Source organism: Roseateles chitinivorans (genome assembly GCF_002761755.1).
GTDB lineage: Bacteria > Pseudomonadota > Gammaproteobacteria > Burkholderiales > Burkholderiaceae_C > Roseateles > Roseateles chitinivorans.
Genome location: NZ_PEOG01000061.1, coordinates 17727 through 35838, shown reverse-complemented (window position 1 = coordinate 35838; position 18112 = coordinate 17727). Strand labels below are relative to the sequence as shown.

The 18112-nt window shown below is 70.8% G+C and carries 17 protein-coding genes; 8 read left to right on the top strand and 9 right to left on the bottom strand.

The annotated features are described in order from the left end of the window. On the bottom strand, positions 1 to 1122 hold a 1122-nt coding region (locus CS062_RS19500; RefSeq protein WP_099863226.1), incomplete at its 3' end, for a bifunctional transcriptional activator/DNA repair enzyme AdaA. 192 nt (positions 1123 to 1314) lie between these two features. Here CS062_RS19500 and CS062_RS19495 point away from each other — a divergent pair. Together CS062_RS19495 and CS062_RS19490 are read left to right on the top strand one after the other, a co-directional pair. Next, a complete protein-coding gene (locus tag CS062_RS19495) occupies positions 1315 to 2703 on the top strand; it encodes a phosphomannomutase/phosphoglucomutase (protein ID WP_099863225.1) in 1389 nt (462 codons plus the stop codon). 49 nt (positions 2704 to 2752) lie between these two features. Beyond that, positions 2753 to 4090: a 3-deoxy-D-manno-octulosonic acid transferase gene (locus CS062_RS19490; RefSeq protein WP_368372864.1), complete on the top strand. Its 1338-nt coding sequence runs from the start codon at positions 2753 to 2755 to the stop codon at positions 4088 to 4090. A 190-nt stretch (positions 4091 to 4280) separates the two neighbouring features. Here the strand turns inward: CS062_RS19490 and CS062_RS19485 are convergent, their stop codons facing one another. Further along, positions 4281 to 6821, bottom strand: a complete 2541-nt coding sequence (locus CS062_RS19485) for a GspE/PulE family protein (RefSeq protein WP_099863224.1) — start codon at positions 6819 to 6821, stop codon at positions 4281 to 4283. Between the two features lie 120 nt (positions 6822 to 6941). Continuing rightward, positions 6942 to 8909 carry a M66 family metalloprotease gene (locus CS062_RS19480; protein ID WP_158238840.1) on the bottom strand — a complete coding sequence of 656 codons (1968 nt, stop codon included), beginning with the start codon at positions 8907 to 8909 and terminating at the stop codon, positions 6942 to 6944. A 118-nt stretch (positions 8910 to 9027) separates the two neighbouring features. On the opposite strand from CS062_RS19480, the gene pcp reads away from it, so the two are divergent. The 5 genes from pcp to CS062_RS19455 all read left to right on the top strand — a co-directional run bounded on the left by pcp (position 9028) and on the right by CS062_RS19455 (position 12731). Continuing rightward, on the top strand, positions 9028 to 9666 hold the full coding sequence (gene pcp / locus CS062_RS19475; protein WP_099863222.1) for a pyroglutamyl-peptidase I: 639 nt from the start codon (positions 9028 to 9030) through the stop codon (positions 9664 to 9666). A gap of 122 nt (positions 9667 to 9788) precedes the next feature. After that, the gene (locus CS062_RS19470) at positions 9789 to 10451 is read left to right on the top strand and encodes a LysE family translocator (protein WP_099863221.1); all 663 of its coding nucleotides are present in this window, start codon (positions 9789 to 9791) and stop codon (positions 10449 to 10451) included. A 186-nt stretch (positions 10452 to 10637) separates the two neighbouring features. After that, positions 10638 to 10913, top strand: a complete 276-nt coding sequence (gene bufA1, locus CS062_RS19465) for a BufA1 family periplasmic bufferin-type metallophore (protein ID WP_099863220.1) — start codon at positions 10638 to 10640, stop codon at positions 10911 to 10913. Further along, the gene (locus tag CS062_RS19460) at positions 10910 to 11869 is read left to right on the top strand and encodes an MbnB/TglH/ChrH family RiPP precursor modification enzyme (protein ID WP_099863219.1); all 960 of its coding nucleotides are present in this window, start codon (positions 10910 to 10912) and stop codon (positions 11867 to 11869) included. The genes bufA1 and CS062_RS19460 overlap by 4 nt, the downstream gene beginning before the upstream one ends. Continuing rightward, positions 11856 to 12731 carry a hypothetical protein gene (locus tag CS062_RS19455; RefSeq protein WP_099863218.1) on the top strand — a complete coding sequence of 292 codons (876 nt, stop codon included), beginning with the start codon at positions 11856 to 11858 and terminating at the stop codon, positions 12729 to 12731. Before CS062_RS19460 ends, CS062_RS19455 begins: the two co-directional genes overlap by 14 nt. On the opposite strand, the gene tolA is transcribed toward CS062_RS19455, so the two are convergent. The 5 genes from tolA to CS062_RS19430 form a co-directional block, all read right to left on the bottom strand. Further along, the gene (gene tolA, locus CS062_RS19450) at positions 12709 to 13611 is read right to left on the bottom strand and encodes a cell envelope integrity protein TolA (protein ID WP_099863217.1); all 903 of its coding nucleotides are present in this window, start codon (positions 13609 to 13611) and stop codon (positions 12709 to 12711) included. The genes CS062_RS19455 and tolA overlap by 23 nt on opposite strands. A 33-nt stretch (positions 13612 to 13644) precedes the next feature. Then, positions 13645 to 14085, bottom strand: coding sequence for a protein TolR (tolR, locus tag CS062_RS19445; RefSeq protein ID WP_099863216.1), 441 nt, complete (start codon positions 14083 to 14085; stop codon positions 13645 to 13647). A gap of 15 nt (positions 14086 to 14100) precedes the next feature. Further along, complete coding sequence (tolQ, locus tag CS062_RS19440) at positions 14101 to 14793, bottom strand: protein TolQ (protein WP_099863215.1); 693 nt, start codon at positions 14791 to 14793, stop codon at positions 14101 to 14103. A gap of 155 nt (positions 14794 to 14948) precedes the next feature. After that, positions 14949 to 15473, bottom strand: a complete 525-nt coding sequence (gene ybgC / locus CS062_RS19435; RefSeq protein WP_099863214.1) for a tol-pal system-associated acyl-CoA thioesterase — start codon at positions 15471 to 15473, stop codon at positions 14949 to 14951. Continuing rightward, positions 15470 to 16672 (bottom strand): pyridoxal phosphate-dependent aminotransferase, encoded by a 1203-nt coding sequence (locus tag CS062_RS19430; protein ID WP_099863213.1) that lies wholly within the window; start codon positions 16670 to 16672, stop codon positions 15470 to 15472. Before CS062_RS19430 ends, ybgC begins: the two co-directional genes overlap by 4 nt. Positions 16673 to 16865: 193 nt before the next feature. On the opposite strand from CS062_RS19430, the gene CS062_RS19425 reads away from it, so the two are divergent. Continuing rightward, positions 16866 to 17360 (top strand): GNAT family N-acetyltransferase, encoded by a 495-nt coding sequence (locus CS062_RS19425; RefSeq protein WP_099863212.1) that lies wholly within the window; start codon positions 16866 to 16868, stop codon positions 17358 to 17360. A gap of 24 nt (positions 17361 to 17384) precedes the next feature. Here CS062_RS19425 and CS062_RS19420 read toward each other — a convergent pair whose 3' ends face one another. After that, positions 17385 to 18098 carry a PEP-CTERM sorting domain-containing protein gene (locus CS062_RS19420; protein ID WP_233218156.1) on the bottom strand — a complete coding sequence of 238 codons (714 nt, stop codon included), beginning with the start codon at positions 18096 to 18098 and terminating at the stop codon, positions 17385 to 17387. Between the last annotated feature and the right edge of the window lie 14 nt (positions 18099 to 18112).

The window sequence follows — 18112 nt, the reverse complement described above, 5'->3', positions numbered from 1 at the left end:
TGATGTGATCGCCTCCGCATTCACAGCCCCTTGCGGAGACCCCATGTTCCAGAAGTCCCTTCCCCCAGCATTGACCGAGGCGATGGCCGCCTCCGACCGGTCGGCCGCGGCCTCGCCGACCTCCCCGTCAAAACGGTCCAGCGAACCCGGCAGCCGCAGTCCCTCGGCGGCCGGGCCCAGGGTGTCGCCGAGCGCCGCGGCGATCGCCTGCGGATCGGCATCCAGGTCCAGCCAGCGGCGCAGCCGGGGCATCAGCGTCGCGATCGCCGGCCACAGCGAGGGGCTCAGCGAGACCCGCACCTGCGGGCGCTCGGCGCCCTCCGGGCTCAGGCGCAACGCCACCCAGCCGAGCAGGTCGGGCTGGCCGGTCCGGGTCAGCCGCACGCTGCGCGCGAGCGACAACCCGGCCACGTCGACCTGCTCGACACCCGGCACCGCGCGGGCGGCCAGGAAGCGCAGCAGCTCGGTGCCGAGCAGCGGCGGCCGCAGGTCCAGGCGCAGCTCGGCGGTCTCCGGCGCGCGGTCGGGCAGGGCGCCCTCGGCTTGCGCGCCGCCCTTGCGCAGCGCGGTCGGGCTCAGGCGGTAATGCTCCTGGAAGGCGGCGTTGAAGCGGCGCAGGCTCGAGAAGCCGGCCGCCAGCGCCACCTCGGCGATCGGCAGCCGGGTGTCGGTCAGCAGCTGCTTGGCCAGCAGCAGGCGGCGCGTCTGCAGGTACTGCAGCGGCGCCACGCCATGCACGGCGGTGAAGACCCGGCGCACATGCCGTTCGCTGACGCCCAGGCGAGCCGCCAGCGCGGGTAGCGAGGCCTCTTCCGGCGCACATTCGTCGAGCCAGCGCGCCGCTTCGCGGGCCAGCACCTCGGCGGCGTCCATCGTGCTCCAGGGGCGTGCGGCGGGCGCCAGTTCAGGGCGGCATTTCAGGCAGGGGCGGAAGCGCGCGGCCTCGGCCAGCGTGGCGCTCGGGAAGAAGCGGCAGTTCTCCCGGCGCGGGGTGCGCACCCGGCAGATCGGCCGGCAGTACACGCCGGTCGAGGTCACGCCGACGAACCACTGGCCGTCGAAGCGCGCGTCGCGCGCCAGCAGCGCCGGGTAGCAGTGATCGGGGTCGAGCAGGAAGTCCATGGCCGGGATGATAGGAGTCCGATCCCGGCGGTTCTGGCCGTTTCCGGACATGTCCCTGTGGCGGCCCGGGGGCGCCGCGCGCCCCCTTGGTCCGCGATTTGCCTGCGTGCACCGGGTTACACGGACGCCTCATGGGGCCTGCCTACAATGCGCCCCAGTTTTTGAATCCACCCCCTACCTGCAAGGACGCACATGCAAGTTCACGCATCCATCTTCAAGGCCTATGACATCCGCGGGGTCGTGGGCACGACGCTGGACGAGGCGCTGGCCGAGCACCTCGGCAAGGCCTTCGGCACCGAGGCGCTCAAGCTCGGCGAGAAGGCGGTCGCCGTCGGCCGCGACGGCCGCCTGTCCGGCCCGTCGCTGGTGGATGCGCTGATCCGCGGCCTGAAGTCGACCGGGCTGGACGTCGTGGACATCGGCGCCGTCACCACGCCGATGCTGTACTACGTCGCCGCGACGCGCGGCAAGCATGGCTGCAACTCCGGCATCCAGGTCACCGGCAGCCACAATCCCAAGGACTACAACGGCTTCAAGATGGTCCTCAAGGGCGCCGCCGTCTACGGCGAGCAGATCCAGGGCCTGAAGCGCCGCATCGAGGCCGAGGACTACGCCACCGGCCAGGGCCGCGTCGCCGCGATGGACATCACCGCCGAGTACACCCAGCGCATCGTCCGCGACGCCAGGCTGGCGCGTCCGATGAAGATCGTCGTCGACAGCGGCAACGGCATCCCCGGCGCGACCGCGCCGGCCATCCTGCGCGCGCTGGGCTGCGAGGTCATCGACATCTTCTCCAAGGTCGACGGCGACTTCCCCAACCACCATCCGGATCCGTCGCGTCCCGAGAACCTCGAGGACCTCAGGCGCGTCGTGCACGCCACCGATGCCGAGCTGGGCCTGGCCTTCGACGGCGACGGCGATCGCCTGGGCATCGTCACCAAGGACGGCACGATGATCATGCCGGACCGCCAGATCATGCTGATCGCCGCGGACATCCTGAAGCGCCTGCCGGGCTCGGAGATCATCTTCGACGTCAAGTGCACGCAGCGCCTGGCCCCGTGGATCCGCGAGCACGGCGGCAAGCCGCTGATGTGGATGACCGGCCACTCGCTGGCCAAGGCCAAGCTCAAGGAAACCGGCGCGCCGCTGGCCGGCGAGCTGTCCGGCCACATCTTCTTCGCCGAGCGCTGGTACGGCTTCGACGACGCCATGTACACGGCCGCGCGCATGCTGGAGATCCTGTCGCGCAGCGAGGATCCGTCCAAGGTCCTCAACGACCTGCCCAACAGCGTCAACACGCCCGAGCTGAACGTGCCCTGCAAGGAGGGCGAGCACCACGAGGTCGTGGCCAAGCTCAAGGAGATCGCCGAGTTCCCGAATGCCAAGGAGATCGTCACCATCGACGGCATCCGCGTCGAGTACGACGATGGTTTCGGCCTGGTGCGCGCGTCCAACACGACACCGGTGCTGGTGCTGCGCTTCGAGGGTCACACCCAGGAGGCGCTGGAGCGCATCCAGAAGGAAGTCCTGGCCCAGCTCACGCGGGTGAAGCCGGACATCACCTTCACCTCGGGCCATTGATCGGCCCGCGTTGCCGCCCGGGCGTGCCTGGCCTTCGCCGAGGACCGACATGGTGATGCCCGGGGGCGCGCCGGCGATGCCGGACTCGTTCAAGGAACGCCTGGCGCGCGGTGTCTTCAGCACGGTGCTGAGGCTGGCCGCGCCGGCGTACTTCCTGCGACTGTTCCTGCGCGGACGCCAGGAACCGCTCTATGCGGCGCATCCGGCCGAACGCTTCGGCTTCGGCGCGGCGATCGAGCCGGGCTCGGTCTGGGTGCATGCGGTCTCGCTGGGCGAGACGCGCGCGGCCGCGGCGCTCGTCGAGCGGCTGCGGCAGGAGCGGCCCGGCCTGCGGCTGCTGCTCACGCACACCACGGCGACCGGTCGCGAGGCGGGTCGGGCGCTGCTGCGCGACGGCGACACGCAGCGCTGGCTGCCCTTCGACACACCGGGCGCGGTGCGGCGATTCCTGCGGCGCACACGGCCCTCGGTCGGCGTGCTGATGGAAACCGAGATCTGGCCCAACCTGCAGCACGAGGCGCTGAAGGCCGGCGTGCCGATGATGCTGGCCAATGCGCGGCTTTCCGCGCGCAGCCTGCGCCGCGGCGAGAAATTCAAGGCGCTGCTGGCGCCGGCGGCGCGCAGCCTGCGCCTGGCGCTCGCTCAAACCGCCGAGGACGCCGACCGGCTGCGCCAGGCCGGCGTGGCCGACGTGCGGGTCAGCGGCAACCTGAAATTCGACCTGCAGCCCGACGAGGCCTTGCTCGCGCGGGGGCGCGACTGGCGCGCCGGCTTGAACCGGCCGGTGGTGATGCTGGCGGTGTCCCGCGAGGGCGAGGAGGCCGCGATGCTCTCGGCCTGGCAGGCGGCGACGCGGGCGAGGGCGCAGGCGGGCTCACCGCTGCTGCTGATCGTGCCGCGTCATCCGCAGCGCTTCGACGAGATCGCCGCGATGGTGACGGAGGCGGGACTGACGCTCGCGCGGCGGAGCGCCTTCGGCAGCAGCGACATCGCCACGCCGCCGCTGAGCGCGGGCGTGGCGGATGTGTGGCTGGGTGATTCGATGCGGGAGATGGCGCTGTACTACGGCCTGGCCGACGTGGCGCTCCTGGGCGGCAGCTTCGAGCCACTGGGCGGCCAGAACCTGATCGAGACGGCGGCCTGCGGCGTGCCGCTGTTCATGGGCCCGCACACCTTCAACTTCGCCGAGGCGGCGGAACTGTCGCTGCAGGCGGGCGCGGCGCGTCGCGTCCAGACGCTTCCCCAGGCGCTGGACGACGCCCTGGCCCTGCTCACCAAGCCCGAGGAACGCGAGGCGATGGCGGCCGCGGCGACCGCGTTCGCCGCGGCGCATCGCGGCGCCGCAGCGCGGATGGCCGCACCAATCCTGGAACTGGCCGCCGCCTGATTGACGTCCTCGGTCGCAAATGTCCTCGGTCTCAAATCCGTCGAAGGACGGTGCTGATCGGGGACGGGATGGCTTGGGGTTTTGGCGCTTGACGCCAAGGCCCCATGCCATCGCGGCCAACGCCCTGGCCGTCGCAGGCTTCTTCGACTGTTGCCATCGCGGCCAACGCCCGGGCCGTCGCAGGCTTCTTCTACTGGTTGCTGGTCGACCGAACCTCTCCGAGCGTCGTGACGCCCTGCAGCACCTTGGCGATGCCGTCCTGGCGCAGCGTCCGCATGCCCTCGGACATCGCGAGATGCATCAGCTCCTCGGCCCGTCCCCCGGTCTGGATCAGACGGCGGATGGGCCGCGACACGGTCAGCAGCTCGTGCAGTCCTGCGCGCCCCTTGAAGCCGGTGTGATCGCACTTGTCGCAGCCGGGCGAGTGGTAATGCAGCAGGTTGGGCTGGCCGAACTGGCCCTTCCACTCGGCCAGGACCTGCTCGCGTGGCGGCCGGTTCTCGGCCGAGAACACATGCAGGTAGTCGTCGAGCAGCTCGTTGAGCGTCGCCTCGGGCATCGGCTCGGACTTGCGGCAGGCCGGGCAGATGCGCCGCACCAGCCGCTGCGCCAGCACCGCGAGCAGGGAGTCGGCGAAGTTGAACGGGTCCATGCCCATGTCCAGCAGGCGGGTGACGGTTTCCGGCGCGCTGTTGGTGTGCAGCGTCGACAGTACCAGGTGGCCGGTCAGCGAGGCCTCGACCGCGATCTCGGCGGTCTCCTCGTCCCGGATCTCGCCGACCATGATCACGTCCGGGTCGGCGCGCAGGAAGGCGCGCAGCGCCTTGGCGAAGGTCCAGTCGATCTTCGGATTGACCTGCACCTGCCGCAGCCCGGCCTGGGTGATTTCGACCGGATCCTCGGCGGTCCAGATCTTGCGCTCCGGCGTGTTGATGTTGGCCAGCACCGAGTGCAGCGTGGTGGTCTTGCCCGAGCCGGTCGGACCCACGCACAGCACCATGCCATAGGGCCGCTCCGACGCCGCCTTGAGTTCCTTGAGGTTGTGCTCCGAGAAGCCCAGCTTCTCCATCGGGATCGGCTTGGCCGACGCCAGGATCCGCATCACCACGTCTTCGAGGCCGTTGTTGGTCGGGATGGTGGCGACGCGCAATTCGATCTTGTGGCGCTCGGAGAACTTGGCGAAGTTGATCTTGCCGTCCTGCGGCTTGCGGCGCTCGGAGATGTCGAGGTCGCACATGATCTTGATGCGCGCGATCATCGCGCTGCGGTAGGTGTGCGGCAGTTCCAGGTGGGGCTGCAGCACGCCGTCCTTGCGGAAGCGGATCTTGACCTTCTCCTTGCCTGGATAGGTCTCGATGTGGATGTCCGACACGTTCTGGTTGTGCGCGTCGATGATCATCGTGTTGATCAGCCGGACCAGCGAGTTGTCGCTCTGCTCGATCTGGCGTTCCTTCTCCTCCTCGCGCGCCGCCTCGCGCGCGACCTGCTCCTGGCCCTCGCGCTCCAGCGTCTCGATCAGCTTGTCGGAGCTGTCGAGCTCGAAGTCCATCGTCAGCGGCGGCAGGCCGCCGTCGCGGTTGGCGATCGGCTGGCTGCCGAAGCGTTCGTAGGAGGTCGGGATCGCGAACTGCAGCGAGCCCAGGCGTGCCAGCGCCGGCACGACCTTGAGCTGGGTGATGAACTCGACCTCGTCGATGCAGTCGCGCCGCGTCGGGTCTTCCATCGCGACGATCAGGCGGCCGTCGCGCAGCACCAGCGGCAGCACCTCCAGCCGCTTGGCGACCGAGAACGGCAGCTTGCGCACCGCGTCCGGCTCGATCGCGAAGTTGTCCGCGTCGACCAGCGGATAGCCCATCTTGCGCGCCAGCGCCGATTGCAGCTGCGCGCGGGTGACGATGCCCTTGCGCACCAGCAGCTCGCCCAGCGGCACCGAGCGGTCCTGCTTCTGCTGCGCCAGGGCCTCGTCGAGCTGCGCCTGCGTGACCAGGTCCAGCGCGAGCAGCGCCTCTCCGATGCGCACCATCGGCATCTTGGCCTGCTGCTCGATCGCGAGCATCAACTGCTCGGCCGAGACGATGTGCTGCGCCACCAGGATGTCGCCGACGCGGCGGTCGCGCAGGTCGCGCTGCTCGCCGGCCGCGGCATCGACCTGTTCCTGCGTCGCCACCTGCTGGCGCACCAGCAGGTCGCCGATGCGCTCGCCGACCTCGAAGCTGATCAGCACCTCGCGCGGCACGAACATGCAGCGCACCCAGTCGCTGGTCTCGCTGACCGGCGGGAACAGGAACAGGCCCAGGTCGGTCTCATGGTGGCCGATGGTGACGCCTTTCTGTTCCTCGCCGCCCTGGTAGACCAGCTTGAAATCGCTGCGCGGCCGCTGGTCCAGCGACAGCGGGTCGTTCGCCGTGGCCGGATCGCGCGGCGGGACCTCGATCGCATGCAGCAGCTTGAGCGCCTTGAACTGGGAGAACTTCAGCGGCATCGCATTGCGCGCCGGCGGTACCACGACTTGCGCCAGGCGTTCGCCCGGCACCATCAGGATCACCTTGCCGACGGTGCGACTGCCGTTCAGGCCGAGGATCTCGCAGGCCTGGGGCTCGCGCTGGGTGCGTGGCCGGGGATAGGCGGCGAAAGGGGGCGTCGGCCACTCGAACGGCGGTACCGCGTCAGCCGCCGGCGAGGCGGACGGCTGGGCTTGAGGCCATTGCAGCGGCACGGACGGGTCGGTCATAGGGGGCGGTCTCCGCAGAGTTCTGTGTCCAGGCAGATATAGGGCGGGAGAGTAACTCGTTTGTGGGGGACCCACTACCCGGATAAGCAGGCGGCGTGCCTGCCAGTCCGGGCTGATCGGTCAGAGGGAGCGCTCGGCCAGCACGCGTGGCACTGCAGGCAGGCCTTCCCAGGCCATCGGGGTTTCGAGCAGCTCGATGCGGGTCAGGCCTTGCTCGCCCGGCACCTGAACCGCGAACAGCCGGAAGCTGGCCCGGTCGAGGGGGTCGAGGCTGGCGGCCGACGGTGTGCCGCGTGCCTGGTTGAAGGGGCGGAATCCGCCCTGCAGCAGCCGATGCCGGACGCTGCCGTCCGCGTAGGTCAGGCGCAGCGTGAAGTCGCAGCCGCCGTTGCGGCAGTACCAGGGGTTGACCGAGGTGTCGGGCACGATGCTCGCGCGATCCTCGGCCACGGTCGGGTCGATGCCGCGTAGCAGGTTGCCGGTGAAGCTCAGCGGCGGGTAGATCTGCGTGGCACCGGCGGTGCCCGCGTTGCTGATGGTCACCACGATGGCATGCACCGGCCGGTCGCGTTGCCAGGGCAGGCCGCGGTCCAGGCCGTAGAGGCCGCCGGAAGCGGTGGTCGTCGATGCCTCGACCCAGCGCTTGTCGATCGTGTCCCACTGCTTGTAGCCGCTCGCGAAGGCGGGGTCGGCCACCAGCCGCCCGTCCGGCAGGTGCTTGCCGTGGCTGTCCAGCGTCGTGCGGCCTTCGAAGTAGCGCTGCATGACGGCCGTGCTGTAGTCCGAGAAGGTGGCATAGCGGTAGCCGGCGGCCTGGTCGCCCGCGCCGCTCTGCATCGGGTCTTGCTTGACGCATCGGCCCACCTCGTCCAGCGTCCGCGGCTTGCCGCCGAAAGCGTGGGACTTGCAGCTGGCGTACGACGCCGCCGTGGACGGCACGAAGGGCGCCAGCAACTCCTTGCGGTGGGCGTCGTAGCCCCAGGTCGAGCCGTTCAGGCTGCCCCACGCATAGGGATAGCGCCCATCGTCGTAGGCGTCGCCCACGTGCGGCAGGCCGAAGGCGTGACCTTGCTCGTGGATGAAGATGCCGGTGTAGTGCTCGTCGCCGGCGCCATTGCTGCCACCGCCCAGCCCGCCACCGGCACCCTGGTAGTGGCCGGCGCGGTCCAGCGCGAGCAGCGGCGCGTAGTACTGGACCGGCAACGGGCCATCGCCATTCGCGCCGCGCAGGGCGCCCAGCACCCCCAGCACGCCCGCCAGTCCGGCGAAGCCGTCCTGGTAGTCGCCGGTCGAGCGCGCGACATAGGCCGCCCGCGGCTGGCCGCTCGCGTCCTTGCGGGGCTCGATCACCAGGCTCGGCCATTGCACGAGCCGCGCCGGGTGGTTCACCGCGTCGAGCCGGGCGACGGGCCATTTCGCGAACATCTCCGCGATGGCGTCGGCCGGCGGCGCGCCGGTCACGCTCAGCGGACGGCCGGAATTGGTTTCGTCCGCGCCGAACAGGTAGAAGGGCAGCACGCGCACGGTGAAGGGCATGTCGGCCCCGACCTCGACCGCGCGCGCCTCGCCCGCGGAGTAATTGGCGGCCTTGGCACGCAAGCTCAGGCCCGGCTTGAGCCAGGCGGCCGGCAGCAGCGCGCTGTGCAGGTCGGTCGCGTAGGCCGGACCGCCAGCTTCGGTCGCCGGCAACTGCGACGGTGGGCGGAGCGGGACGGTGCCGAGCGACCGGCCGTCGATCAGGCCTTCGAGCACGGGCTGTTCGGCGTTGACCGCCGACAGCTGGACCAGCGCCAGCGCCTCGCGCGCGCCCACCAGATGCAGCGACTCGGAGGCATTGGCCGGGGTCGGTGGCGCCCAGACGCGCACGCCGTCTGGCAGCAGATGGGTCTGGGCGACTTCCAGACGTTGCAGGCTCAAAGAGCCGAGGCGGGGCATGTCGCCGGTGGCGCGGTCATGACCGCCATCGCCGCCGCAGGCGGTCATCAGGGCGGCGAGGGTGAGCGCGACACCGACAGCGCGGCCGGCGCGTGAGGAGATCGAGGGACGGGTGCTCGATGGGGACCGGCGGGCACGGGAGATTGAACGCATGGCAGGCAGGCGGGATTTGGGGACCCGCGCAGTCTTGCGGGGCACCTTCCCGGTTCGCCTAGGGCGAGGGGGCGGGTTGAGTTCGCTCAAGCCGTCCGCGCGGCTAGACTCGCCGACCATGAACAACCTGCTGGTGACCGGGTTCGAGCCGTTCGGCGGCGAAGCCATCAATCCCTCCTGGGAACTGGCCCGGGCGCTCAACGGCGAGGTCGTCGGCGGCGCGCGCGTCGTGGCGGTCCAGTTGCCTTGCGTCTTCGGCGCGGCGCTGAGGCGGCTGGACGAGGCGTTGGCGCGGGTGAAGCCGTCGGTGGTGCTGGCGATCGGTCAGGCCGGCGGTCGCTGCGACCTGTCGCTGGAGCGGATCGCGATCAACGTCGACGACGCCCGGATCCCCGACAACGCCGGCGCTCAGCCCATCGACGAACCGGTGGTTCCGGGCGGGCCGGCCGCCTACTTCACGACGCTGCCGATCAAGGCGATGGTCGCGGCGCTGCGGGCGCGGGGATTCCCCGCCTCGGTGTCGCAGACCGCCGGCACCTTCGTCTGCAATCACCTGTTCTACGGCCTGCAGCATCTCCTGAAGGACCATCGCGCGCGCAGTGGCTTCATGCACATCCCCTACCTGCCGGAGCAGGCGGCCCGTCACCCCGGCGCGCCCAGCCTCCCGCTGGACACCTTGCTGGCCGCCACGCGGGTGGCGCTCGAGGTCGCGCTGACGTCGGAGGAGATCCGCGCCGGTGGCGGGCAACTGGATTGAGCCTGACGATCCGGCTGGACGACCGACGCGGCAGGCCGGAGCCGCGCGCAGCCAGGCTCCTGCCGTAACCTGACAGGACCCGCGCCTACCCTGCGTCTCCTCAACCAGAAGAGGAGACCCCGATGACCGCCGCCGAACTCACGCTCTATTTCGCCCTGGTGCTCGGCATCGTGCTGATCCCGGGCATGGACATGGCCTTCGTCGTCGGCCACAGCCTGACCGGCGGACTCCGCGCGGGCCTTGCCGCGCTGGGCGGCGTGGTCGCCGGTGCGTTCTGCCACCTCGCCATGGGCGCCATGGGCTTGGCCCTGCTGCTGCAGGCGCTGCCCGGCGCATTCACGACGATGCTGGTGGCGGGCGCGATCTATCTGGGCTGGCTCGGCTGGGGCCTGATGCGCGCAGAACCCGGCGCGACCCAGGCGCAGCTCGCGGACGGTCCCCGCGCCCACTCGGCCTTCTTCGGCGCGATGCTGACCAACCTGCTCAATCCCAAGGCCTATCTCTTCAGCCTGGCGGTGCTGCCGCAGTTCGTGCATCCGGAGCGCGGCGGGCTGGCACTGCAGCTCGGCGCGATCGGCATCGTCACCGCCGCGACGCAGATCGGCGTCTACGGCGGTCTGGCCTGGCTGGCCGCGGGCGGGCGTCGCCGGCTCGGCACCGCCGACGCCGCCGGCCTGCGGCGCCAGCGGCTGCTGCTGCGCGCCGTGGGGCTGCTGCTGTGGGTGACCGCGCTCTATACCGCGTGGCAGGCGTGGCATCAGGCGGGCATGGCGTCGATGGGCTGAGGCGCCGGCGCGCGGGGAGGGCGTCAGCGCGCTTGATCCTTGTCAATGAACACCGACCCGGCGCCAAACGGGCGGGAGAGGTCGACAACTGAGGGCCCCGGCGCGCGGCTGGTGGATCGATGAGATCCGGCGACGCGCCGATCCATCCACCCTCGCGGGGCCAGGCCCCGTCCCTCGGAGTTGTTCATGACCACACGCCACATCATCCTCGCCGCGCTGACGGCCGCGCTGGCGGCGGGCACCTCGGCCCATGCCCCTGACGGTCGCGACACCAAGAGGTGGTATGGCCTCATCAAGGCAGGTCAGAACGATCCTTCAGATTTGTCAGCCGAGGCGGCGACCGGCCACCTGCCGGACGACTGGCAGTACCTCCCGCCAACGCCGTCCGGCGTGACGAGCGGGTCGGGGTCCATCGGCGGTGTCGTCGGCGGCGTCATCCGCGGCGCGAAGGCGTCGTCATGAGGGCCGGCGCCCCCTTGTGGCCGGTGGCCGTCGGCATCGCGTGGCGGCAGCCTCATTACCAGGAGGCGATGGTCCGCGGCGCGGCCGGCATCGATTTCCTCGAGGTCGTCACCGAAGACTTCCTGGCGCCCGGCGGCGCTGCCCGCCAGCTGCTGCTGGAGGCCGCGCGGCGGTTTCCCCTGAGCCTGCACGGCGTGGGCCTGGGACTGGGCTCGGCGATCGGCATCGACGGCGCTCACCTGCGGCAGGTGAGGAAACTGGTCGACGCGGTGCAGCCGGGCCAGGTGTCCGAATACGCCTGCTTCAACCGCGTGCATCGACCCGGAGCGCCGATCCACCTGCACGCGCGGCTGCCGATTCCCTTCAGCGAGCGCAGCCTGTCGCTGCTGGCGGACCATGTCGACGCGGCGCAGGAAGCGCTGGGGCGGCAGATCCTGATGGAGCCGATCGCGACCTGCCTCGCGTGGGACGAGGACGCCCTGAGCGAGCCCGCGTTCTTCAATGCGCTGGCGCGGCGCACCGGCTGTGGGATCCTGGTCAACCTGGGCAGCCTGATCGTCAATGCGCTCAATCGCGGCCAGCGGGACGAGGCCTGCGTGCAGGCCGGCCTCGCCTGGCTGGACGAGATCGATCCGGCCGTCGTCGGGCAGTACCACCTGGCCGGCCATTCGCAGGTGCAGGAGGTGGCCTTCGGCGGGCAGGGCGATCCGGTCGGCGAGGACGTCTGGTCGCTCTACCGCCACGCGCTGGGCCGCATCGGCGCACGGCCGACGGTGGTCGACCGCGGACGCTCACCGCCGTCGCTGGCGACGCTGACCGAGGAGGTCGCGCGGGCGCGCCGCGAGCAGCAGGCCTTCGACCGCGAGGTCATCGCACCGCCGCCGCCGCGGCAGGACCGGCGCGGCCGGGACAGCTTTCCCATCCAGTTCCAGGAGTCCGACGATGACGCGGCATGAGATCGACGAACAGAACGGGCGGCGCAAGCTGCTCGAACGCCAGGGCCGGCTGGCCGACACCCTGCTCGCGTCCTCCGACTCCGAGGCCCTGGCCCTGGCGCCGGTGGGCCTGCATGCGCTGCCGGCGCTCTCGGGCGGGCTGGCGCAGGCGCTGCGCCTGTACCGTGTCCAGGCCGGTGTCCGGGCCGAGCGGGCGCTGACCGCGGTCTATCCGCGCCTGCGCGAGCGGGTCGAGGCTCACCAGCCTGGCAGCTTCGCGGCGCTGGCCTGGACCTGCTGGCGCCGTCATCCGCCGGTCCAGGGCGACCTCGCCAGCTGGGGCGAGGCGCTCATCGGCCTGCTCGCCGAATCCGAGGCGGTCGGGCTGCCGCCGCTGTGGACCGCGCTGGCGCGCCTCGAATGGAACCTCCACCAGGTCGAGCGCCTTCCGGATCCGTTGCAGGACCCCGGTTCGCTGGTCCTGCTGGGACGCCTGCCGGCCGCGGCGGTGCGGCTGGTGCTGGCGGAGCACCTGGCGCTGCATCGCTGCCACGCACCGTCGCTGCGAGGCTTGCTCGAGCTGCCGAAGGAGGCCTTCGGGAACGGCGCGCGCGAGGCGCTGATCGCCTGGCGCGACGGCTGGCATGGCCGGGTGATGGCGATCAACATGGCCGCGCTGCGCTGGTTCGAGGCGCTCCTCGCCGGGCACGACCTCGAGCGAGCGCTTCAGCTGGCCGGCGCCGCCTTCGATTTCAGCGCCTGGCTGCCGGTGGCGATGACGCGCGGCTGGATGGCCCGGGTCGAGACGGTCGAGCCGGCAGGGGGCGCCAACGCCTATGGCGTCGGGCTGCCCCTGCGTTTCACTCGCGGGGTCGGAAGGTGATGATGATCACCCGCGGCACGGTGCCGTCGGTGTCCGTCGGCAGCTTCTCCGTCTTGTCGAGCGCGCGCAGCACCGCGCCGTCGAAGTCGGGCAGGCCGCTGGACTTGACGATCTTGCGCGCCACGATCGTGCCGTCCGGGCCGGCGCGGACCTCGACCTCGGCCTCCGGATTCGACGGGCCGCCGGGATCGGCGTAGATGATGTTCGGCCGCACGCGGGCCTTGATCCGGCCCGCGTAGTTGGCCGACGGGCCGGAGCTCTTCAGCGCGGTGCCGGTCGAGGTCGGGCCGCCGCTGGCGCCGGCCATGCCCTGGATGCGCCGCAGGTTCTCCTGCCGCTGCGCCTCGGCACGGGCTTCCGCCTCCTTGCGGGCCTTCTCGGTCTTGGCCTTGTCCGCCTTCTCCTTGGCCTCGTCCTTCTTCGCCTGCTCCTCCTTGGCCTTGCGGTCGCGCTCCTTCTGCTCGGCCTCGTCCTTGCGGCGCTGCTCCTGCTTGCGTTTCTCCTCGGCCTCGCGCTGCTCCTGCTCTTCCTTCTGCTTGCGCTCCTTGGCCTTGGCGACCGCGATGTCCGCGTCGCGCTGCGCCTGGACCTCCTGGGGCGTCGGCTGCTGCGGCCTGGGGGGCTCGGGTTGCGGCCGGGGCGGCTCGGGCTGCGGGTCGGTCGGCAGCTGTTCCTTGGGCGCGGCGGCCTGGGGAACGGCGGACCACAGTTCCGCCTCGAGCGCCGGCACCGGCGTCGAGCGCCAGCTCACGCCGAAGCTCAGCGCCACCACCAGCAGCACGTGCGCGGCGACGGCGAGGCTGAAGCCGCGGCCCAGTCCGGGGGCCGGCGGCGGACGCAGCGGATCGCGTTCAGGGTGGAATCGGGAGGCGATGTCCATCGCGTTGCTCATCGTCTGAGGCGCTTCCCGATCTCAGCGATCGGCCGGGGCGCCGTTCTTCACGGCCAGCCCGACGCGCTGGATGCCCGCGCGCTGCAGCACGTCCATCGTCTTGACGACGGCCTCGTACTTCACGTTGCGGTCGGCGGAGATCACGACCGGCGTGGCCGCGTCGCCCTTCTGCGCGTCCTTGACGCGCGCGGCCAGCGCCTTGAGCGGCACCGGCGACGGATCCTGGTCGCCGTCGAGCTTGATCTTGAGCTGCTCGTCGGTTCCCACGATCACCTGGATCACATGCTGCGGCTGCGTGCGCGCGGTGCCGACGCTGGGCAGGTCGACGACGCCGGTGGTGATGAGCGGCGCGCTGACCATGAAGATGATCAACAGCACCAGCATGACGTCGATGAAGGGGACCATGTTGATCTCGTTCATCGTGCGGCGGCGCGAGCCGCCGCGGGAGGACATCGCGGGCATGGCCGTTCCTCCGGATCAGCGCTGCGCGGCCGGCGCGGGCTGGCCGGCGTTGCGCTGCAGGATGTTGGAGAACTCCTCGATGAAGGTCTCCAGCGTGATGGCGTTGCGGTCGATCTGGCGCGCGAAGCGGTTGTAGGCCAGCACCGCGGGGATGGCGGCGAACAGGCCGATGGCGGTGGCGACCAGCGCCTCGGCGATGCCCGGGGCGACGGTGGCCAGCGTGACCTGGGTCAGGTTGGACAGCCCCACGAAGGCGTGCATGATCCCCCAGATGGTGCCGAACAGGCCCACGTACGGCGACACCGAGCCCACCGACGCCAGGAAGGACAGATGCGATTCCATCGCGTCGAGTTCGCGCTGGTAGCTGGCGCGCATGGCGCGGCGGGCGCCGTCCAGCAACTGGCCGGCGTCGACCACCCGCTTCTCGCGCAGCTTCAGGAACTCGCGCATGCCCGAGGCGAAGATTCGCTCCAGCGGCGCGCCGTCCGGGCGGTTGGACACGCTGGTGTAGAGGTCGTTGAGGTTCTTGCCCGACCAGAACTCCTGCTCGAAGCCTTCATTGCGCGCCTTGACGCGCCCCAGTGCGATCAGCTTGCTGAAGATCACGCTCCAGCTCGCGAGCGACACCAGCAGCAGCGCGGCGATCACCAGCTGCACCGTCAGGCTGGCATGGGCGATCAGGGAAATGATGGAGAGGTCTTGGTTCATGAGGTCAACGAAGGGTGATCGCAGGACGGCGCCCGCCGCCCAGGCGCGCGGAGGCCGGCGGTGAACGGCGGCCGGTCGGGGGTCGAAGGCGGAATTGTGACAAGACTGGCGGGGTCGACGGCAATCGGCGGGCCAGGTACATGCAAAGAAGCGTGTCAGCGGTGCGAAGGAGAGACCGCACCCGGCCCGCCGCGCGAAGCCGGCGCGGCCTGCAGCGCGTTCAGGATCCGGGCCGGAATGCGCGCCGGCTTCAGGCTGAGCGCGTCGACGCAGCCGATGCGGATGCGGCCCTGCGTCAGCAACTGCTCGCCGCGCCAGACCTGCTGATCGATCGTGAGGCTGGCGCGGCCGACCTCCGCCGGTTCGACGCTGACCCGCAGCCAGTCGTCGAGCCGCGCCGGGACGAGATAGCGCAAGGCGGTGTCGCTGACGACGAACATCAGGCCCTCCTCACGACGCATGGCCTCCTGCTCGAAGCCGAGCGCGCGCAGCCATTCGGTGCGGGCGCGTTCCATGAACTTGAGGTAGTTGGCGTAGAAGACCACGCCGCCGGCGTCGGTGTCCTCCCAGTAGACGCGCAGCTCGTGCTGGTAGGCGGGTGGGGCGGTTGCGCCGGAGACGGCGATCGGGCCGCCAAGCAGGGCGGGCACCGGGACGGCGCTGGAGTCGGGGGCGTTCATGCGGCGCGGGCTTTCAACTGGTCGAGTCGGACGCGGATCCGGGCGAGCGCTTCGCGCAAATCGTCCATGCTGGAGGCGAAGGACAGCCGCAGGAAGCGTTCGCCGAAGGCGGGGCCGAAGTCGCGGCCGGGTGTGAGCGCGACTTGCGCGTGCGTCATCAGGTCCATGCACAGGTCCCAGCTGCCCAGGCCGGTGCCGGACGCGTCCGCCCAGGCGTAGAAGGCGCCATCGGGCGGCACCGGGACCGGCAGGCCCATGGCCTCGAGGGCGGGCACGACCAGGTCGCGGCGGCGGCGCAGTTCCTCGCGCCGGCGCTCGTACTCGGCGATCGAGTCGGGCTCGAAGCAGGCGAGGGCCGCCTGCTGCGCGATCGTGGACGGGCAGATGTAGAGGTTCTGCGCGAGCTTCTCGACGGCGCCGATCATCGGCTCGGGCAGCACCAGCCAGCCCAGGCGCCAGCCGGTCATGCCGAAGTATTTCGAGAAGCTGTTGATCGACACGACGTCGTCGCCCAGCGCGAGCGCGCTGCGTCCGTAGCGGCGGTCGAAGCTCAGCGGCTGGTAGATCTCGTCGACGATCGTGACGCCGCCGCGCTCGCGCACGAAGGCGTGGAGGCGGGCCAGTTCTTCCGGCGCGATCGAGGTGCCGGTCGGATTGCTCGGCGAGGCCAGCAGCACGCCGCGGCTGCGCTCGGTCCAATGCGGGCGCAGGCGGTCCAGGCTGAGCTGGAAGCGCTCGGCGGCGGTGGACGGAATCAGCACCGGCGTCGCATCGACGGCGGCGACGAAGTGCCGGTTGCAGGGGTAGCTGGGGTCGGGCATCAGCACCTCGTCGCCGGCCTGGAACAGGGCCAGGCAGGCGAGCTGCAGCGCGGCGGAGGCGCCGGCGGTGATGACGATGCGGTCGGGATCGATCGCGAGTTGCTGTGTCTGCCGGTACCACTCGGCGACGCGCTCGCGCAGCGCGCGCAGACCGTTGGCATGGGTGTAGGGAATGCGACCCGCGGCGGTGAAGCGGGCGGCGGCCTCGCGGACGGCGGGGCTGGCGCCGAAGTCGGGCTCGCCGATGTTCAGGTAGATCATGGGCCGCCCGCCCTGCGCCGGATCGCAGACCGCCGAGCGGGCGATCGCATCGGCGCGCTTGGCGCATTCCATGACGTAGAAGGGATCGATGGCCTGGACGCGATCGGAGAGTCTCATCGCTCGGTGCAAGTGCTGTGCGGCCGCCATTCTAGTTTTGGCGCGCCGAGCGCCGGGGCCGGCCGAAGACCGCGGCCTGTCGGCCAAGACGCCCAGGACTTTCGGTCGCCGCACGGACGAGGCGGATACTCCCGCGTCCGTCGATGCCCGCCCGATCGCCGGTCACCCTGATCTCCACTGGAAGTTCCTCTCCATGCGCCGTCTCGCCCGTCCTGAAGACCTGGAAGCGGTCTTCGCGATCTACTCGCACCCGAAGGTCGTCCCCTACCTGACCTACGAGCCGATGACGCTCGAGGCCTTCCGGCCGATCCACGAGGAACTCGTGGACAGCGGCTGTTTCTGGGTCTGGGAGCTGGACGGCGCGATCGCCGGCTTCTACCGCGCGACGCGCTATCCGGGCCGCGTGAATCACGTGCTGCTGCTGGGAACGCTGGCCGTCGATCCCGCGCGCCATGGGCAGGGCGTGGGGCGGACCATGATCGAGGACGCGCTGAGCCACTTCCGCGCCGACGGCATCCGCCGCGTCGAGCTCTACGCCGAGAGCGACAACGAGCCGGCGCTCGCCTTCTACCGGCGCCTGGGCTTCGTGATCGAGGGGACCCTCAGGGACTTCTACAAGCGCGCCGATCAGCCGCACTACGTCGACGAGCATGTGCTGGGCTTGTTGCTCGTGCCGTCGGCGGCATAGCGCCACGGAGCGACCGCGCGGGAGTCAGTCGGGACGGCGGGATGCGCGACGTCTGACCGCGCCAAGCCCCGCCATCGCGGCAAGCCCTGCGAGCGACAGCGCCAGGCTGGCGGGTTCCGGCACCGCGGTCGCACGGGTCACGTCGAAGGTCAGCGTGCCGCCCAGCCAGCGGCCGTCGGCCACGCCGGGCGCGAAGTCCTTGAAGGCCTCGCTGAACTCCAGTCGCAGCAAGCCGTCCGCGCCGACGCTCAAGCCCAGTCCGCCCAGGTCGAGCATCCCCGTGTAGCGGCTCGTGCCGCTGAGGAAATCGCCGCCGCCCGGCGTGAAGCTGACCTGGTCCAGCCCGCTGGAAGCACCGAAGCTCAGCTGCATCTCCGCCAGCAGGCTCGGCGAGAACGCTTCGAGCGTGATCGACCAGCTCAGGCGGTTCAGCACCGCATGGGCGCCGACGTCGATCCACCAGACCGTGTTGCCCGCGTCGCCGAGCAGGTCCATGCTCTGCACGCCGCTGACATCGACCGCGACCGGCGTTGCCTGCGCGCCGGCAGCGCCCAGACCCATCGCCGCGGCCAGCGACCAGACGGCCAGGCGCAGCGCGCGGCGCGCTGGTGCGCAAGAGCGCTCGTTCCGGATATCGCGGGCGGTGTCTCGGTCGCGTCGGCCGTCCTGGCCGCTTCCGGCGGCCTGGAAGGAGAAGAAGGCGAGGGCGGCGGCGGCCGTGGAAGAGGAGCTCGTCATGGGGAGGACTTTCA

Bases quoted from the DNA above. Each gene is read 5' to 3' on its own strand.
- CS062_RS19495 (WP_099863225.1), top strand. From the start codon at position 1,315: ATGCAAGTTCACGCATCCATCTTCAAGGCCTATGACATCCGCGGGGTC.
- CS062_RS19490 (WP_368372864.1), top strand. From the start codon at position 2,753: ATGGTGATGCCCGGGGGCGCGCCGGCGATGCCGGACTCGTTCAAGGAA.
- CS062_RS19485 (WP_099863224.1), bottom strand. From the start codon at position 6,821: ATGACCGACCCGTCCGTGCCGCTGCAATGGCCTCAAGCCCAGCCGTCC.
- CS062_RS19480 (WP_158238840.1), bottom strand. From the start codon at position 8,909: ATGCGTTCAATCTCCCGTGCCCGCCGGTCCCCATCGAGCACCCGTCCC.
- pcp (WP_099863222.1), top strand. From the start codon at position 9,028: ATGAACAACCTGCTGGTGACCGGGTTCGAGCCGTTCGGCGGCGAAGCC.
- CS062_RS19470 (WP_099863221.1), top strand. From the start codon at position 9,789: ATGACCGCCGCCGAACTCACGCTCTATTTCGCCCTGGTGCTCGGCATC.
- bufA1 (WP_099863220.1), top strand. From the start codon at position 10,638: ATGACCACACGCCACATCATCCTCGCCGCGCTGACGGCCGCGCTGGCG.
- CS062_RS19460 (WP_099863219.1), top strand. From the start codon at position 10,910: ATGAGGGCCGGCGCCCCCTTGTGGCCGGTGGCCGTCGGCATCGCGTGG.
- CS062_RS19455 (WP_099863218.1), top strand. From the start codon at position 11,856: ATGACGCGGCATGAGATCGACGAACAGAACGGGCGGCGCAAGCTGCTC.
- tolA (WP_099863217.1), bottom strand. From the start codon at position 13,611: ATGGACATCGCCTCCCGATTCCACCCTGAACGCGATCCGCTGCGTCCG.
- tolR (WP_099863216.1), bottom strand. From the start codon at position 14,085: ATGCCCGCGATGTCCTCCCGCGGCGGCTCGCGCCGCCGCACGATGAAC.
- tolQ (WP_099863215.1), bottom strand. From the start codon at position 14,793: ATGAACCAAGACCTCTCCATCATTTCCCTGATCGCCCATGCCAGCCTG.
- ybgC (WP_099863214.1), bottom strand. From the start codon at position 15,473: ATGAACGCCCCCGACTCCAGCGCCGTCCCGGTGCCCGCCCTGCTTGGC.
- CS062_RS19430 (WP_099863213.1), bottom strand. From the start codon at position 16,672: ATGAGACTCTCCGATCGCGTCCAGGCCATCGATCCCTTCTACGTCATG.
- CS062_RS19425 (WP_099863212.1), top strand. From the start codon at position 16,866: ATGCGCCGTCTCGCCCGTCCTGAAGACCTGGAAGCGGTCTTCGCGATC.
- CS062_RS19420 (WP_233218156.1), bottom strand. From the start codon at position 18,098: ATGACGAGCTCCTCTTCCACGGCCGCCGCCGCCCTCGCCTTCTTCTCC.